The following is a 17,151-nucleotide window of genomic DNA, read 5'->3' as shown; positions in this document are numbered from 1 at the left end:
ACGGCCTGATGCGGGCGGCGACCAGCTGAGCAGCTGAGGGTCGGCGCCGCCTGCTAGGCTCGATGACGCAACAGACATCCTTTAACCATCCGTCCTGTGAGACGGGGAAGGAGGTCAGGATCGTGGCTCGAATCGTGCTGCAGAACTCTGACATAGCCCGGGCGTTGACTCGGATCTCGCACGAGGTCCTCGAGTCCAACCGTGGACCGCACGATCTCGTCATTCTCGGCATCCCCACCCGCGGTGTGGTGCTCGCCGAGAGGATCGGCGCGCAGATCCGGCAGATCGAACCAGGAGCGCCCGCCGATCTCGTCGGCTCGCTCGACGTGACGATGTACCGCGACGACCTCGCCCATCACCCGACCAGAGCACCGCAGCGCACTCGTGTTCCCTCGGGGGGCATCGACGGCAAGACGGTCGTGCTCATCGACGACGTGCTCTACTCGGGTCGCACCATCCGCGCTGCGCTCGACGCGATCGGTGACCTCGGACGACCGCGGGCCGTGCGGCTCGCCGTGCTGGTCGATCGCGGCCACCGCGAACTGCCGATACGGGCCGACTTCGTCGGAAAGAACCTGCCCAGCTCCACCGACGAGCGCATCAACGTGCGTCTCGCGGAGATCGACGGCAGCGAAGAGGTCAGCATCGATCTCGCGACGGGGGCCGGCGCATGAGGCACCTGCTCTCGACCCGAGACCTGCTCCGTGATGACGCGATCGCTCTGCTCGACATCGCAGAAGACATGAGCGAGGTGCAGAACCGCGAGGTCAAGAAGCTTCCCACCCTGCGCGGCAAGACCGTCGTGAACCTCTTCTTCGAGGACTCGACGCGCACGCGTACGTCGTTCGAGGTGGCTGCGAAGCGCCTCTCGGCCGACGTCATCAACTTCTCGGCGAAGGGTTCGAGCGTCTCGAAGGGCGAAAGCCTCAAGGACACGGCCCAGACTCTGGCCGCCATGGGCGCCGACGGCGTCGTCATCCGGCACTCGGCATCGGGCGCGCCGCAGGTGCTGGCCCAGAGCGGCTGGATCGACGCCGGGGTGGTCAACGCCGGAGACGGCACCCACGAGCACCCCACCCAGGCCCTCCTCGACGCGTTCACGATGAGGCGGCGCATCCACGGCGATGCGGCCCGCGGCCGCGACCTCGAAGGGGTGAGCGTGATGATCGTTGGAGACGTCTTGCACTCCCGCGTGGCGCGGTCGAACCTGTGGCTGCTCGAGACGCTGGGCGCCCACGTCACCTTCGTCGCACCGGCGACGCTCGTTCCCGTCGGGGCATCGACGTGGCCGGTGGACATCCGGTACGACCTCGACGCCGCACTCGCCGAGGTGCGGCCCGATGTCGTGATGATGCTGCGCATCCAGCAGGAGCGCATGAACGCTGCCTTCTTCCCGACGACGCGCGAGTATGCGCGCCAGTGGGGGCTCGACGACGAGCGCCTCCTCGCGCTCCGCCCAGATAGCATTGTCATGCACCCCGGCCCCATGAACCGCGGCCTCGAGATCTCGTCTCGTGCCGCCGATTCGGCGCAGTCCACCGTGATCGAACAGGTGGCGAACGGGGTATCGATCCGCATGGCCGTGTTGTACTCACTGCTGTCCGGCGACCGGGAGGCCAGATCATGACAACGACCCTCATCCGCGGGGCGACCCTGCCCGACGGCACGACCACCGATCTGCTCGTGGCAGACGGCCGCATCGCCGAGCGCGGCACCGCAATCGCGACGCCGTCCGGCGCGCGGGTTCTGGATGCCGCGGGCCTGGTCGCTCTGCCGGGTCTCGTCGACCTGCACACGCACCTCCGGGAGCCGGGCTTCGAACAGAGCGAGACCGTCCTCTCCGGCACACGCGCGGCCGCGGCGGGCGGATTCACCGCCGTGTTCGCCATGGCGAACACCATGCCGGTGTCCGACACGGCCGGAGTCGTCGAGCAGGTGCAGGCGCTGGGGGAGTCGGCGGGCTACGCCACCGTGCGCCCGATCGGCGCCGTGACCGTCGGCCTCGCCGGCGCGCGGCTCTCCGAGATCGGCGCCATGGCCAACTCCCGGGCGGCCGTGCGCGTCTTCTCCGACGACGGCAAGTGCGTTCACGACTCCCTGCTCATGCGGCGCGCCCTCGAGTACGTCAAGACCTTCGACGGCGTCGTGGCCCAGCACGCCCAGGATCCGCGCCTCACCGAGAACGCCCAGATGAACGAGGGCGCCCTCTCGAGCGAGCTCGGCCTCAAGGGCTGGCCCGCCGTGGCCGAGGAGTCGATCATCGCGCGCGACGTGCTGCTCGCCGAGCACGTCGGCGCCCGGCTGCACATCTGCCACGTGTCGACCGCCGGCTCGGTCGACGTGGTGCGCTGGGCGAAGGCCCGCGGCATCGAGGTCACGGCAGAGGTCACGCCCCACCACCTGCTGCTCACCGAAGACCTGATCCGCAGCTACGACGCCCGCTACAAGGTGAACCCTCCGCTGCGTCGCGACGAAGACGTGCGAGCCCTGCGCGAGGGCCTCGTCGACGGCACCATCGACATCGTCGCCACCGATCACGCGCCCCACCCCGAGGAGGCCAAGGACTGCGAGTGGGACCACGCCGCGTTCGGCATGGTCGGCCTGGAGTCCGCCCTCTCGGTCGTGCAGGCGGCGCTTGTCGATACCGGGCTGCTCGGCTGGTCCGACGTGGCCCGCGTGCTGTCGCAGACGCCCGCCGAGATCGGTCGTCTCGCGGGCCACAGCCACTCGTTCGAGATCGGGTCGAGCGCCAACATCGTGCTCGTCGACCCGGCGTCGTCGAGCGCCTTCTCCACAGACCGGCTCGCCGGCAAGAGCCACAACTCGCCGTACCTCGGCATGACCCTTCCCGGTTCCGTGCGGCACACCCTGCACCGCGGCTACCAGACCGTGAACGACGGCGTCGTCGTCGATGCGGGCGAGGTCGCCGCGGCGGCGATGGGGGTGGCCCGTGGATAGGATCCTGCCCGGCTCGATCATCATCATCGGGGTCATCGGGCTCCTGGTTCTCATGGTGCTCGGCTGGCGCGCGCGCGGCCGCCGCCAATCGGCGCTGTCGACCGCCGCCGTGCCCGCCGACGAGCTGCTCGGTGAGCTGCGCGTCGCCGTCACCGGCCTCTACGTCTCGACGACGACCGCGGGCGCTCCACTCGACAGGGTGACCCTGCCCGGTCTCGGTTTCCGGGGGCGCGCCTCCGTCTCGGTCTTCGACGCCGGCGTACTCATCGCCGTGACCGGCGAGCCGCAGGTCTTCGTCGGGGCCGATCGCATCCGCTCGGTGGGCACATCGACGTGGACGATCGACCGGGTCGTCGAGGAGGGCGGTCTCGTGCGGCTCGACTGGACCCTCGAATCGGAGGCCCCGACGCCCGCGGCCGATGTGGAGAGCTTCTTCCGCATCGAGAATCCCGACCAGAGTTCCCGCCTCATCGAGGCGATCGAAGCCCTTGTGCCGTCAGACGGCCTCTCCACCCCAGACCAGGAAGGATCCCTCGCGTGATCTCTACAGAACCCGCCGTCCTCGTACTCGAAGACGGCAAGCGCTACGCCGGACGCGCCTATGGCGCCCGTGGGCGCACCCTGGGCGAGGCGGTCTTCGCCACCGGCATGACCGGATACCAGGAGACCCTCAGCGATCCCTCCTACGCGGGGCAGATCGTTCTGCAGACCGCCCCGCACATCGGCAACACCGGAACGAACGACGACGACCTCGAGTCGGCGAAGATCTGGGTCGCCGGCTACGTCGTGCGCGACCCCTCCCGAGTCGTCTCCAACCACCGCGCCACGCGCAGCCTCGACGATGATCTCGTCTCGGGCGGCATCGTCGGCATCTCCGGCGTCGACACCCGTGCCATCACCCGGCACCTCCGCTCGCTCGGCGCCATGCGCGCCGGCATCTTCTCGGGCGAGGACTTCGACCTGAGCGACTCGGAGCAGCTCGCCATCGTGCGGGCGGCGGAGGACATGGCCGGCCGCAACCTCTCGAGCGAGGTGTCGACCCCGACGCAGTACACGATCGAGGCCGTCGGCGAGCGGGTCGGCAGTGTCGCGGTCCTCGACCTCGGCGTGAAGACGTCGACGCTGCGCTACCTCGCGCAGCGCGGCTTCGACGTCGTCGTGCTGCCGGAATCGGTGACCACCGACGAGGTGGTCGCCCTCAAGCCGAGCGCCCTGTTCTACTCGAACGGCCCCGGCGACCCCGAGGCATCCGAGCGTCACGTGCAGCTGCTGCGCGATGTGCTGGCCGAGAAGATCCCGTACTTCGGAATCTGCTTCGGCAACCAGCTGCTCGGCCGCGCCCTCGGCTTCGGAACCTACAAGCTGCCCTTCGGTCACCGGGGCATCAACCAGCCGGTGCTCGACAAGACCACGGGCAAGGTCGAGATCACCAGCCAGAACCATGGCTTCGCCGTGGATGCGCCGCGCGAGGGCGTCGTCGAGAGCCCGGCCGGCTTCGGCCGGGTCGAGGTCAGCCACCTCAGCCTGAACGACAACGTCGTGGAGGGCATCCGCTGCCTCGACATCGACGCCTTCTCGGTGCAGTACCACCCCGAGGCTGCTGCGGGCCCGCACGACTCGATGTACCTCTTCGACCGCTTCCGCGACATGGTGCTGGCGATCGACAAGGGCGAGCCGCAGACAGAGATCCACTCCATCATCGACGGAAAGAACCAGTAATGCCTCGCAGGGAAGACATCAAGAGTGTCCTGGTCATCGGCTCCGGCCCGATCGTCATCGGCCAGGCGTGCGAGTTCGACTACTCCGGCACCCAGGCGTGCCGCGTGCTCCGCGAGGAGGGCGTGCGCGTCATCCTCGTGAACTCCAACCCGGCCACGATCATGACCGACCCGGACTTCGCCGACGCGACCTACATCGAGCCCATCACCTGGCAGGTCATCGAGACCATCATCGCCAAGGAGAAGCCCGACGCGATCCTGCCGACCCTGGGCGGCCAGACCGCCCTCAACGCGGCCATCGACCTGCACAAGCACGGCATCCTCGAGAAGTACGACGTCGAGCTCATCGGCGCCTCGTTCGAGGCGATCAACAAGGGCGAAGACAGGCAGATCTTCAAGCAGCTCGTTCTGGATGCCGGTGCCGACGTCGCGCGCTCCCACATCGCGCACACGGTCGAGGAGGCCGTGGAGTACGCCCTCGATCTCGGCTACCCCCTGGTCGTGCGCCCCTCGTTCACGATGGGCGGACTGGGATCGGGCTTCGCCTACACGGAGGCCGAGCTGCGCCGGATCGTCGGCGACGGCCTGCACCAGAGCCCGACCACCGAGGTCCTGCTCGAGGAGTCCATCCTCGGATGGAAGGAGTACGAGCTCGAGCTCATGCGCGACACGGCCGACAACACGGTCGTGGTCTGCTCCATCGAGAACGTCGACCCTGTGGGCGTGCACACCGGCGACTCGATCACCGTGGCCCCGGCGCTCACCCTGACCGACCGCGAATACCAGAACATGCGCAACATCGGCATCGACATCATCCGTGCCGTCGGCGTCGACACGGGCGGCTGCAACATCCAGTTCGCCATCGACCCGTCGAACGGCCGCGTCATCGTCATCGAGATGAACCCGCGCGTCTCTCGCTCCAGCGCGCTCGCCTCGAAGGCCACCGGGTTCCCGATCGCGAAGATCGCAGCGAAGCTGGCCATCGGCTACCACCTCGACGAGATCCCGAACGACATCACCAAGGTGACGCCCGCCTCGTTCGAGCCGACGCTCGACTACGTGGTCGTGAAGGTTCCCCGCTTCGCCTTCGAGAAGTTCCCCGCCGCCGACACCACGCTCACGACCACCATGAAGTCGGTCGGCGAGGCGATGGCCATCGGCCGCAACTACACGCAGGCCCTGCAGAAGGCCCTGCGGTCGTTGGAGAAGCGCGGCTCGTCGTTCCACTGGGAACCGCTCGACGCATCCAAAGACGAACTGCTGGCCCTGGCCAGCGTGCCGACCGACGGACGCATCGTCACCGTGCAGCAGGCGCTTCGCGCAGGCGCCACGGCCGAGGAGGTCTTCGACGCCACCAAGATCGACCCCTGGTTCATCGACCAGATCGTTCTGATCAACGAGGTCGCCGAGGCCATCGCCTCGAGCGAGAACGCCGACACGAACATGTTCCTGCTGGCCAAGGAGCACGGATTCTCCGACGCGCAGATCGCCGCCCTGCGCGGCTTCGGCGAGAAAGAGGTGCGCGAGGTCCGGCACATCCTGGGCGTGCGGCCCGTGTTCAAGACGGTCGACACGTGCGCGGGCGAGTTCCCCGCGCTCACGCCCTACCACTACTCGAGCTACGACTTTGAGACCGAGGTCGAACCCTCCGACCGGCGCAAGGTCGTCATCCTGGGCTCGGGGCCGAACCGCATCGGCCAGGGAGTCGAGTTCGACTACTCCTGCGTGCACGCCTCGTTCGCGCTGTCGGACGCGGGCTTCGAGACGATCATGATCAACTGCAACCCCGAGACGGTCTCGACCGACTACGACACCAGCGACCGGCTCTACTTCGAGCCCCTCACGCTGGAAGACGTGCTCGAGGTGATCCACGCGGAGAGCCAGTCCGGCGAGCTCGTCGGCGTGGTCGTGCAGCTCGGCGGCCAGACGGCCCTGGGCCTCGCCAAGGGTCTCAAGGCGGCCGGCGTTCCGATCCTCGGCACCACGCCGGAGGCCATCGACCTGGCCGAGGAGCGCGGACTCTTCTCGAAGATCCTCGACGACGCCCAGCTCCTCGCGCCGAAGAACGGCACGGCGAGCGACTTCGGCGGCGCTGTCACCATCGCCGAGGACATCGGCTACCCGGTGCTCGTGCGCCCCTCGTACGTGCTCGGCGGTCGCGGCATGGAGATCGTCTACGACTCGCCCTCGCTCGAGGACTACTTCTCGCGCATGGCCGGACAGGGCATCATCGACCCCTCGCACCCTCTGCTCGTCGACCGCTTCCTCGACGACGCGATCGAGATCGACGTCGACGCGCTCTACGACGGCCACGAGCTCTACGTCGGCGGCATCATGGAGCACATCGAGGAGGCCGGCATCCACTCCGGCGACTCGAGCTGCACGCTGCCTCCCGTCACCCTGGGCCGCGAGGTCATCGACCGGGTGCGCACGGCGACCCTCGCCATCGCAGAGGGCATCGGGGTGCAGGGCCTGCTGAACGTGCAGTTCGCCATCGGTCAGGGCATCCTCTACGTCCTCGAGGCCAATCCCCGCGCCTCCCGCACTGTTCCCTTCGTGGCGAAGGCCCTGGGCATCCCCCTGGCCAAGGCCGCGTCGCGCATCATGGTGGGCGCGACGATCGCCGAGCTGAAGGCCGAGGGCATGCTCCCGGTCGTCGACGGATCGATCGTTCCCATGGATTCGCCGATCGCCGTGAAGGAGGCCGTGCTTCCGTTCAAGCGCTTCCGCACGAAAGACGGTCTCATCGTCGACTCGCTGCTCGGCCCGGAGATGCGCTCCACCGGCGAGGTCATGGGAATCGACCGCGACTTCCCCCGCGCCTTCGCCAAGAGCCAGGAGGCCGCGTACGGCGGTCTGCCCACCTCCGGAACGGTCTTCGTGTCCGTCTCCGACCGCGACAAGCGCGCCATCGTGCTCCCGGTTCTCCGCCTGCTCGAGCTGGGCTTCGACATCCTCGCGACGGCCGGAACCGCCGAAGTGCTGAACCGCAACGGCATCACGGCCCGCATCGTGCGCAAGTTCAGCGAGGGCGCATCGGCCGACGGCGACGAGCCGACCGTGGTCGACCTGATCAACCGCAACGAGGTCGACATCGTCGTGAACACGCCGAGCGGCTCGAGCGCGCGCGCAGACGGCTACGAGATCCGGGCTGCGGCCGTGGCCGCCGACAAGCCGCTGTTCACGACCATCGCCCAGCTGGGCGCGGCCGTCGCCTCGTTCGAGGCGACTCGCGAGGGCTTCGACGTGTCGAGCCTGCAGGAGTACGCGATCGCCCGGGCTGCGCGCCTGTGACCCGGTCGTTCGGCCAGCGGCTGCACACGACCATCGAGCAGCGCGGTCGGCTGTGCGTCGGCATCGATCCCCACGGCTTCCTTCTGGATGCCTGGGGCCTGCCGCGCACACCGGCCGGGCTGCGCGAATTCGGGCTGAGGGTCGTGGACGCCGCGAGTGGGACCATCGGAATCGTGAAGCCCCAGGTCGCCTTCTTCGAGGTGTTCGGCTCGGCCGGTTTCGCCGCCCTCGAAGACGTTCTCGCCGCGGCGAGGCAGGCTGGGCTCCTCGTCATCGCGGACGCGAAACGGGGAGACATCGGATCGAGCGTCGACGCCTACGGCGACGCCTGGCTGACGCCGGGTTCGCCGCTCGAAGCAGACGCCGTGACCCTGGCTGCGTACGCGGGCACGGGATCGCTGGGGGGAGTCTTCGACCTCGCCCGGCAGCACGGCAAGGGCGCGTTCGTGCTCGCGGCCACCTCGAACCCCGAGTCCCGGCTGGTCCAGACGGCCCTGGTCGCAGCGGATGAGCGCGCGGACCTGACGGTCGCCGGGCTCGTCGCGACGGAGATCGACGAGTGGAACCGCCAGCACGCCATCGACGGCGACGGTGACGGCAACGGCGACCGTCCCGGTGACGGCGACACCCCGGCACTCGGTAGCATCGGAGTCGTGCTCGGTGCAACGAAGAACCTCCTCGACTACGGCGTCGACGTGAACTCCCTCGCCGACGGGGCGCCGTTGATGCCCGTGCTCGCGCCGGGCTTCGGCCATCAAGGTGCGTTGTTCGATGACATCGGTTCGATCTACGGCCCGCTCGCGGCGGGCACGATCGTGAGCACGTCGAGATCCGCCCTGTCCGCGGGGCCATCCGCCCTCGCCGACACGCTCGCCGACCAGGCGGGCCAACTATCCGGAGCACTGTCATGACCGTTCCCGACGTCGACCGCGCCGCCGGCTCCCGGGCGGCCATCGCCGCCCGACGCGCCCGGGCCGCCATCAAGAAGGCCGTGACCGAGCAGCGTCGCAGCGCGACAGGCGTCCTCGATCGCGCATCCGCGCATCCAGACAGCCTCGAGGCCGGTATGCGGGTGACCGAGCTGCTCCAGGGCATCCCTGGCCTCGGTCGGGTGCGCATCGAGCGCGTCATCGAGCGGCTGTCGATCTCTCCCAGCAAGCGCCTGGGCGGACTCGGCGCACTGCAACGCGACCGCCTGCGGGAGTACCTGCTGAAGCGGGCTCCGTTCACGGGCGACGAGACGGCCTCGCGACTCGTCGTGCTGGCCGGCCCCACTGCGGTCGGCAAGGGAACGGTGTCGACGTGGATCCGCGAGAACGTGCCCGGCGTGCTCCTGTCGGTCTCTGCCACGACACGGGCCCCCCGCCCGGGCGAGGTCGACGGCGTGAGCTACTACTTCGTCGACGATGCCGAATTCGACCGCATGATCGAGGCCGGCGAATTCCTCGAGTGGGCGGTCGTGCACAACTCGTCGCGCTACGGCACGCCCCGCGCCCCGATCGACACGGCGCTGGCCGAGGGCAAGAGTGTGCTCCTCGAGATCGACATCCAGGGCGCCAGGCAGGTTCGAGCCGCGATGCCGGAGGCACGCCTGGTCTTCCTCCTCCCGCCGAGCTGGGCGGAGCTCGTGCGCCGCCTCACCGGCCGGGGAACGGAATCGCCCGAGGAGCAGGAGCGTCGTCTCGCGACCGCCGAGGTCGAACTGGCCGCCCAGAACGAGTTCGACTACCTCATCGTGAACAACGATGTCGAGGCCGCCGCACGCGACGTCGTGGAGCTCATGCAGTGATAAGCGGCTGATCCGAGTGATCAGCGGCCAATCCGAGGTAGACTTGTCTACTTGTGCACGGTGACCCCCTCACGATCACCGCACGATCTTTTCTCAATCCGGCCGGCGAGGCCACTCAAGGAGTATCACCATGGTCAACAGGGCTCAGGGCATCATCGATCCCCCCATCGACGAACTGCTGTCGAAGGTTGAATCCAAGTACGCGCTTGTGATCTTCGCATCCAAGCGCGCACGCCAGATCAACGACTACTACGCAGACCTGCACGAGGGAAGCCTGTTCGACAACGTCGGACCGCTTGTCGACTCGACCATCGACGACAAGCCCCTCTCGGTCGCGATGCACGAGATCAACGAGGACAAGCTCACGGTCAAGCCCATCGCGGCCACCGAATAGCAGCAGCGAATGCAGGTCCGTTCCCCGGGCTGTCGTCGGGTTCGCCCCCGCACGGCCGGGGAGCGGATTCGTTCGTTAACGGCACCGGCTTTCTCGTCGAAGGGTCAGAACTGACGTGACAGAACCTCAGAAGCGCCTGCGCATCGTCGTCGGCATCACCGGCGGCATCGCGGCGTACAAGGCCGTGGGCGTCGTGCGGGCATTCGTTTTGGCGGGCCACGACGTTCAGGTCGTCGCCACCGAGCACGCCCTCCGATTCGTCGGCAAGCCCACCCTCGAGGCCATCTCCCGCAACATCGTGCACACCGACCTCTACGAGGCCGTCGCCGAGGTGCGGCACGTCTCGATCGGGCAGTCCGCCGACCTCATCGTGATCGCCCCGGCCACGGCCAACTCCCTCGCCAAGATGGCGGCGGGCCTCGCCGACGACCTGCTCGGCAACACCGTGCTCGCCTCGAAGGCCCCCATCGTCGTCGCCCCGGCCATGCACACCGAGATGTGGCAGAACGCCGCGACGGTGGCCAACGCCGCCACCCTGGCATCGCGGGGCATCCACTTCGTCGGTCCGGCGAGCGGCCAGCTCACCGGCACCGATTCGGGCGCCGGTCGGATGGCCGAGGTCGACGAGATCGTCACCGCATCCCTGGCCGTCGCGGCCGCTGCGGGGCCGGCCGCGCCCGACGGCGACCTGACCGGCGTGAGGGTGCTCATCTCGGCCGGCGGCACCCGCGAGCCGCTCGACCCCGTTCGCTTCATCGGCAATCGGTCGAGCGGTCGCCAGGGCACCGCCCTCGCCCGCGCGGCAGCCTCCCGAGGCGCCGAGGTCACCCTCGTGGCTGCGCACCTCGAGGTACCCGTTCCCGACGGCGTCGAGGTCGTCTCCGTGGAGACCACGGCCGAGCTGGCGACGGCCATGGAATCCGCCGCCGCCTCGCACGACGTCATCATCATGGCCGCCGCCGTCGCCGATTACCGCCCGGCCGCCGTCTCGAACGCCAAGCTCAAGAAAGAGTCGCTGGGCGACGCGATGACCCTCGAGCTCGTCAAGAACCCCGACGTGCTCGCGGCCATCGCCTCGCATGCCCGCGCCGACCAGCTCGTCGTGGGTTTCGCCGCCGAGACCGCCGACACCGACGCCGCACTCCTCGAGCTGGGCCGCGCAAAGATCGCCCGCAAGGGCTGCGACTACCTCGTCGTCAACCGTGTCGGCTGGACGGAGGGCTTCGCAACGGAGGGAAACACCGTGACGGTCCTCGACCGGGCCGGGTCTATAGTGATCGAGGCCCGGGGCAGCAAGCTGTCGGTGGCCGATGAGATCCTGTCTGTGCTTGCCGGGCGACTGCTCGAAGACAGGCACCGCACACCCTCAGATATCCCTGGAGCACCATGACGAGCCTTCGCCTCTTCACGTCCGAGTCCGTCACCGAAGGACACCCCGACAAGATCTGCGATCAGATCTCCGACAGCATCCTCGACGCGCTCCTCGAGGTCGACCCGGCGAGCCGCGTCGCCGTCGAGACGCTCGTCACGACCGGCCTCGTGCACGTCGCAGGAGAGGTCACGACCTCGGGCTACGTCGACATCCCCACGATCGTGCGCGAGAAGGTGTCGTCGATCGGCTACACCTCGAGCGACGTCGGCTTCGACGGTGCGAGCTGCGGGGTGTCGGTGTCGATCGGCGCCCAGTCGCCCGAGATCGCGGCCGGGGTCGACAACGCCTGGGAGAACCGCCAGGGCGAGACGCGCAGCGATCCCTTCGACCTTCAGGGTGCCGGCGACCAGGGCATCATGTTCGGATTCGCCACCACCGAGACCCCGCAGCTCATGCCGCTGCCGATCTGGCTGGCGCACCGCCTGGCCGAACGCCTCGCCGAGGTTCGAAAGACCGGCGAGCTCGGCTACCTGCGCCCCGACGGCAAGACCCAGGTCACCATCGGCTACGACGGCATCGTGCCGAAGACCATCGAGACGGTGGTGCTCTCGACGCAGCACACCGAGTCGGTGACCAACGCCGATCTCTTCCACGACATCGAAGAGCTGGTCATCAAGCCCGTACTCGCGGCGAGCGACCTCGAGTCCCGCTCGGCGAACTTCCTCATCAACCCCACCGGCCGGTTCGTGGTGGGAGGCCCGCAGGGCGATGCCGGGCTCACCGGGCGCAAGATCATCGTCGACACCTACGGGGGAGCGTCGCGCCACGGTGGCGGCGCCTTCAGCGGAAAAGACCCGTCGAAGGTCGACCGTTCGGCGGCGTACGCCATGCGCTGGGTGGCGAAGAACGCGGTCGCCGCAGGTTTCGCCGACAAGCTCGAAGTGCAGATCGCGTACGCCATCGGAAAGGCCGCACCGGTCGGCCTCTACGTCGAGACCTTCGGAACGGGCAAGCTGCCCGACGACCGCATCATCGAGGCCATCACCGAGGTGTTCGACCTGCGCCCGGCGGCCATCATCCAGCACCTCGACCTGCTGCGTCCCATCTACGGCGCCACGGCGACATACGGCCACTTCGGTCGTGAACTCCCCGACTTCACGTGGGAGCGACTCGACCGGGTCGCCGAGCTGCAGGCCGCAGCGCGCATCTAGGTGATGACAGCGCAGGCCGGGCACGAGCAGCAGCTCATCGCCCGGGTGATGCTCGAATCGCCGCTTCCCCAGCTCGACAGGCTGTTCGACTACGCCGTGCCCGCCGCGCTCCGCGAGCAGGCGAGGCCGGGGGTGCGGGTGAAGGTGCCCCTGCGCTCGGCGGGTCGTATCGCCCGCGGCTACATCGTCGAGACCACAGAGGCGGTCGAGTTCTCCGGAACCCTCAGCGAACTCGACGAGGTCACGTCGAGCGTGCCGGTGCTCACGCCGGAGGTCTGGAACCTCGCGCGGCGCGTGTCGGAGCGCGCCGCCGGCGGCGCGAGCGACGTCGTGCGCCTGGCCGTGCCTCCGCGCCAGGTGCGCGTCGAGAAGGCCTGGCAGCTCGAGCAGCAGTCCGGTGAGCAGCCGAGTCGATACAGCGCTAACCCCTCGGTGACCGGATACGGCGATCGCATGATCGATTCGGCGATCGACGCCGGCCGGCGTCTGGCCGTGGCCGCGATCCCCGCCGTGCACGAGGTGTCGCCTGGCATCTGGGTCGGGCGCTGGGCCGTGACGCTCGCCGAGGCGGCCGCGCGCACCCTCGCATCCGGCCGCACCGCCATCGTCGCCCTGCCCGACTATCGCGACCAGCAGCAGGTCGTGCAGGCGCTCTCCGCACTCGTGCCGCTCGACCTGATCTCCCAGCTCGACGCCCGCCAACCCAACGCCGACAGGTACCGGGCGTTCCTGCGCTGTCTCGAAGACGCTCCCCGGGTGATCGTGGGCAACCGCTCGGTCGTCTACGCGCCGGCGAGCCGGCTCGGCCTGATCGCGATCTGGGACGACGCCGACCCGCTGCACACAGAGCCCCTCAGCCCGTACGTGTCGACGCGCGACATTGCGCTCATCCGACAGGAGCAGTCCGGGTGCGCGCTCCTCTTCGCGTCGCACTCGCGCAGCACCTGGCTCGAGCGCCTGGTCGAGCTGGCATACGTGACGCCCGTCGCGCCCGACCCGGCCGTTCTTCCCCACGTGGTTCCCACGGCCGACCAGCCCGGAGCGGAGGCCGCGGCTCACGCGCGCATACCGTCGACGGCGTGGAACACGGCCCGGCGTGCTCTCGAAGACGGTCCCGTGCTCGTTCAGGTGGCCCGCCCCGGCTACGCGCCCGTGCTGGCCTGCCAGGACTGTCGCACACCGGCCCGGTGCAGGGTCTGCGAGGGCGCCCTGCGAATCGGAGGCGCCCGACAGACGCCCGCCTGCGACCTGTGCGGAGCCATCGCCGCCGACTGGCACTGCCGGCACTGCGAGTCCACACGAATCAGGCTGGTCACTGCCGGAACAGCCCGCACGGCAGAAGAGCTGGGCCGAGCCTTCCCCGGCACCCGGGTGATCGTCTCAGACGGCGAGAGACCGCACCTCACCGTCGACGCGAAGCCCGCGCTCGTCATTGCGACCCGGGGAGCAGAACCCGTGGCGGCCGGCGGCTACCGTGCCATCCTGCTGCTCGACGGCGAGCGCATGCTCGCCCGCGAGTCCCTGACCGTTGCAGAAGACTGCCTGCGCTGGTGGTCGAATGCCATCGCCCTGGCCGCGCCGCGAGCACCGGCGATCATCGTCGGCGTCGGGGGAGCGCTCGCGCGCGCACTCGTCACCTGGAGCCAGCATCGGTTCAGCGCCGCGGAGCTGCCCGACAGGCGGGCACTCCGCTTCCCGCCCATGGTGCGGCTCGCCACCGTCACCGGTCGGGCGGAGACCGTCGAGCAGGCCATCTCGGCACTGCCCGATTCGGTCGACGGTCATGAATCGGCGACAATTGATGTGCTCGGCCCCGTCGATGCGGGCGACGGACTCGTGCGGGCCACGATCAGGTTCGACTATGCGCTCGGCGCAGAGGTCGCGCGCAGCCTTCGCTCGTCGATCATCCGCAATTCGACGGGCCGCACCAAGCGCCAGACCAGCAAGGCCACGGGCACCAAGACCAGCTTCAGGCCCCCGCCTGTCTTGAGGGTTCGATTCGACGACACGGAGATCCTGGAATGAAACTCGTCTTCGCCGGCACCCCCGCCGTCGCCCTTCCCACTCTCGACCTGCTCGCCCGGCACCACGAGGTCGCCGCCGCCGTCACGCGCGAGGATTCCCCGCAGGGCCGAAAGCGCGTTCTCACCCCGTCGCCCGTCGCCGTGCGTGCTGAGGAGCTCGGCATCCGCACCATTCGGGCGAACAGGCTCGACGACGAGGTCACATCGCAGCTCGCAGACCTGCAGCCCGACCTCGGTGTGATCGTGGCCTACGGAGGACTCGTGCGCAGTCCGCTCCTCGAGACGCCGCGCCTCGGCTGGATCAACCTGCACTTCTCGCTTCTTCCCCGGTGGCGGGGCGCCGCGCCCGTGCAGTGGTCGATCATGGGCGGCGACGCCGACGGGGGCGCAACCGTATTCCAGCTGGTGCCGGCGCTCGACGCCGGCCCGATCTTCGACAGCATCGCCCGACCCATCGGCGCTCATGAGACGTCGGGGCATCTCCTCGAGGCCCTGTCGCACGACGGCGCCGAGCTCACGCTGAAGGTCGTCGACGCCCTGGCGGCGGGCACGGCCCGGTCCGCCGAGCAGCAGGGCGAGGCGACGCCGGCGCCGAAGATCACCCTCGAGCACGCCCGCATCGACTGGACGGCCGATCTCGACACCGTGTTCCGTCGCATCCGGGCCACCACGCCCGAACCGGGCGCCTTCACGATCGTCGACGGTCTGAGGGTCAAGATCCTCGAGGCCGCGCCCACCTACGACTCGCCCCCGCTGCGCGCGGGCGAACTCACCGGCGACGGCTCCCGCGTGCTGATCGGCACGGCGACCTCGCCGCTCGAACTGCTGAAGGTGCAGCCCGCCGGCAAGAAGCCCATGCGCGCCGCCGACTGGTGGCGGGGTCTCGCCACAGGCCGTCCCCACAGCGCCGACCCACTCGCATCCGACAGATTCGACACCCCATGAACGCCCGACGCCCCGCCCCCTCGCAGATCGTGCAGCCCGCGCGCCGAATCGCCCTCGAGGTGATCACGGCCGTGCGCGAAGACGACGCCTACGCGAATCTTCTGCTCCCCACCAAGATCGCGCGGGCCAGGCTGCAGACCAACGACGCCGCCCTGGCCACCGAACTCACCTACGGCACGCTCCGGATGCGCGGGTACTACGACAGGGTCATCTCCCTGGCGGCCGCGCGCCCGGTCGAGAAGATCGATCCGGTCGTGCTCGACGTGCTCGAGCTGGCAGCGCACCAGCTGCTCGGCATGCGCGTGGCCACCCACGCGGCCGTCAACGAGTCGGTCGAACTCGCTCGCCTCGTGAGTTCGCGCTCCGCGACCGGATTCGTCAACGGAGTGCTGCGCACCATCACGCGCAGCGAGCCCGACGAGTGGCGCGACCGTGTGATCGCCGAGGCGAAAGACTCGGATGCCCGCCTCGCCGCCGAGTACTCGCACCCGACCTGGATCATCCGCGCGTTCCGCCGCTCCCTGGCCGCGTCCGGCGTCTCGCCCGACGCGCTCGACGACGAGCTGCGCGATCTGCTCGAGGCCGACAACGTTCCTCCGCGGCTGGGTCTGGTGGCGCTTCCCGGGCTCGCGGATCGCTCTCAGCTCACCATCACGGGCCGCCCCACCCGTCGCTCTCCCGTGGGCTTCTCGGCCACCGGGGGAGACCCGAGCGACATCGACGAGGTCAAGGCCGGAACCGTTCGCGTGCAAGACGAGGGGTCGCAGATCGCCGCCCTCGCCCTCAGCCGTGCTGCGACCATCGCCCCGGGCGAGAAGTGGCTCGACCTCTGCGCCGGTCCGGGAGGAAAGTCCGCCCTGCTCGCCGCGGAGGCGCGTCTGGGAGGCGCCGTGCTCACTGCGAACGAGCCCGTGCCCGCCCGCGCCCAGCTGGTGCGCAACGCGCTCGAGGCGATTCCCGACCCGCCCGAGGTCTGGCAGCTCGACGGAACGACGATCGGCGACGCGCAGCCGCAGTCCTTCGACCGCATCCTGGTCGACGCGCCGTGCACCGGCCTCGGCGCGCTGCGGCGTCGACCCGAAGCGCGCTGGCGCAAGAGCCCGCGTGACGTGGCCGACCTCGTGCAGCTGCAGGAACGACTCATCGACTCCGCCATCGAGGCACTGCGCCCCGGCGGCATCCTGGCCTACGTCACGTGCTCGCCCCACGTGGCCGAGACGCGCGGCCAGGTGGCCGGCGCCCTGTCGCGTTGGGGAGACCGCATCTCGGCGCTCGACACCCGGTCGGTCGTGGAGCGGATCTCGAGCGGTAACGACGGCGACGAGCACGATGAGCAGGGCCGGCACGACGCGACCGAGCCGTCCCAGGTGCAGCTCTGGCCCCATATCGATGCCACGGATGCGATGTTCATCGCGCTCTTCCGCAAGGCCGACGAGCACCGGTGAG

General features: G+C 69.3%; 14 protein-coding genes. All 14 read left to right on the top strand.

All coding sequences use genetic code 11. The annotated features are described in order from the left end of the window. Positions 1-119: 119 nt before the first annotated feature. Complete coding sequence (gene pyrR / locus ASF51_RS10120; protein WP_055930694.1) at positions 120-674, top strand: bifunctional pyr operon transcriptional regulator/uracil phosphoribosyltransferase PyrR; 555 nt, start codon at positions 120-122, stop codon at positions 672-674. Continuing rightward, on the top strand, positions 671-1,627 hold the full coding sequence (locus tag ASF51_RS10115) for an aspartate carbamoyltransferase catalytic subunit (RefSeq protein ID WP_055928829.1): 957 nt from the start codon (positions 671-673) through the stop codon (positions 1,625-1,627). The genes pyrR and ASF51_RS10115 overlap by 4 nt, the downstream gene beginning before the upstream one ends. Next, positions 1,624-2,958: a dihydroorotase gene (locus ASF51_RS10110; protein WP_055928825.1), complete on the top strand. Its 1,335-nt coding sequence runs from the start codon at positions 1,624-1,626 to the stop codon at positions 2,956-2,958. The genes ASF51_RS10115 and ASF51_RS10110 overlap by 4 nt, the downstream gene beginning before the upstream one ends. Continuing rightward, complete coding sequence (locus ASF51_RS10105; RefSeq protein WP_055928821.1) at positions 2,951-3,499, top strand: hypothetical protein; 549 nt, start codon at positions 2,951-2,953, stop codon at positions 3,497-3,499. Before ASF51_RS10110 ends, ASF51_RS10105 begins: the two co-directional genes overlap by 8 nt. Continuing rightward, a complete protein-coding gene (carA, locus tag ASF51_RS10100; protein ID WP_157412101.1) occupies positions 3,496-4,677 on the top strand; it encodes a glutamine-hydrolyzing carbamoyl-phosphate synthase small subunit in 1,182 nt (393 codons plus the stop codon). The genes ASF51_RS10105 and carA overlap by 4 nt, the downstream gene beginning before the upstream one ends. After that, positions 4,677-7,970, top strand: coding sequence for a carbamoyl-phosphate synthase large subunit (gene carB / locus ASF51_RS10095; RefSeq protein WP_055928816.1), 3,294 nt, complete (start codon positions 4,677-4,679; stop codon positions 7,968-7,970). Before carA ends, carB begins: the two co-directional genes overlap by 1 nt. After that, a complete protein-coding gene (gene pyrF / locus ASF51_RS10090; RefSeq protein ID WP_055928812.1) occupies positions 7,967-8,881 on the top strand; it encodes an orotidine-5'-phosphate decarboxylase in 915 nt (304 codons plus the stop codon). Before carB ends, pyrF begins: the two co-directional genes overlap by 4 nt. Next, positions 8,878-9,759, top strand: a complete 882-nt coding sequence (gene gmk, locus ASF51_RS10085; protein WP_055928809.1) for a guanylate kinase — start codon at positions 8,878-8,880, stop codon at positions 9,757-9,759. The genes pyrF and gmk overlap by 4 nt, the downstream gene beginning before the upstream one ends. A gap of 130 nt (positions 9,760-9,889) precedes the next feature. Beyond that, a complete protein-coding gene (gene rpoZ / locus ASF51_RS10080) occupies positions 9,890-10,153 on the top strand; it encodes a DNA-directed RNA polymerase subunit omega (protein WP_044438377.1) in 264 nt (87 codons plus the stop codon). A 136-nt stretch (positions 10,154-10,289) separates the two neighbouring features. Beyond that, positions 10,290-11,543, top strand: coding sequence for a bifunctional phosphopantothenoylcysteine decarboxylase/phosphopantothenate--cysteine ligase CoaBC (gene coaBC / locus ASF51_RS10075; RefSeq protein WP_055930688.1), 1,254 nt, complete (start codon positions 10,290-10,292; stop codon positions 11,541-11,543). Continuing rightward, a complete protein-coding gene (gene metK / locus ASF51_RS10070) occupies positions 11,540-12,736 on the top strand; it encodes a methionine adenosyltransferase (protein ID WP_055928806.1) in 1,197 nt (398 codons plus the stop codon). Before coaBC ends, metK begins: the two co-directional genes overlap by 4 nt. 3 nt (positions 12,737-12,739) lie before the next feature. After that, positions 12,740-14,761, top strand: coding sequence for a hypothetical protein (locus tag ASF51_RS10065; RefSeq protein WP_055928803.1), 2,022 nt, complete (start codon positions 12,740-12,742; stop codon positions 14,759-14,761). Next, the gene (fmt, locus tag ASF51_RS10060) at positions 14,758-15,705 is read left to right on the top strand and encodes a methionyl-tRNA formyltransferase (RefSeq protein WP_055928800.1); all 948 of its coding nucleotides are present in this window, start codon (positions 14,758-14,760) and stop codon (positions 15,703-15,705) included. The genes ASF51_RS10065 and fmt overlap by 4 nt, the downstream gene beginning before the upstream one ends. Continuing rightward, the gene (locus tag ASF51_RS10055; RefSeq protein WP_055928797.1) at positions 15,702-17,150 is read left to right on the top strand and encodes an RsmB/NOP family class I SAM-dependent RNA methyltransferase; all 1,449 of its coding nucleotides are present in this window, start codon (positions 15,702-15,704) and stop codon (positions 17,148-17,150) included. The genes fmt and ASF51_RS10055 overlap by 4 nt, the downstream gene beginning before the upstream one ends. Position 17,151: the final 1 nt, after the last annotated feature.

Origin of the sequence: Agreia sp. Leaf283 (assembly GCF_001422485.1) — a bacterium.
Taxonomy (GTDB): Bacteria; Actinomycetota; Actinomycetes; order Actinomycetales; family Microbacteriaceae; genus Agreia.
The sequence above is the reverse complement of the archived record's forward strand: the minus strand, read 5'-3'. Positions and strand labels throughout refer to the sequence as shown.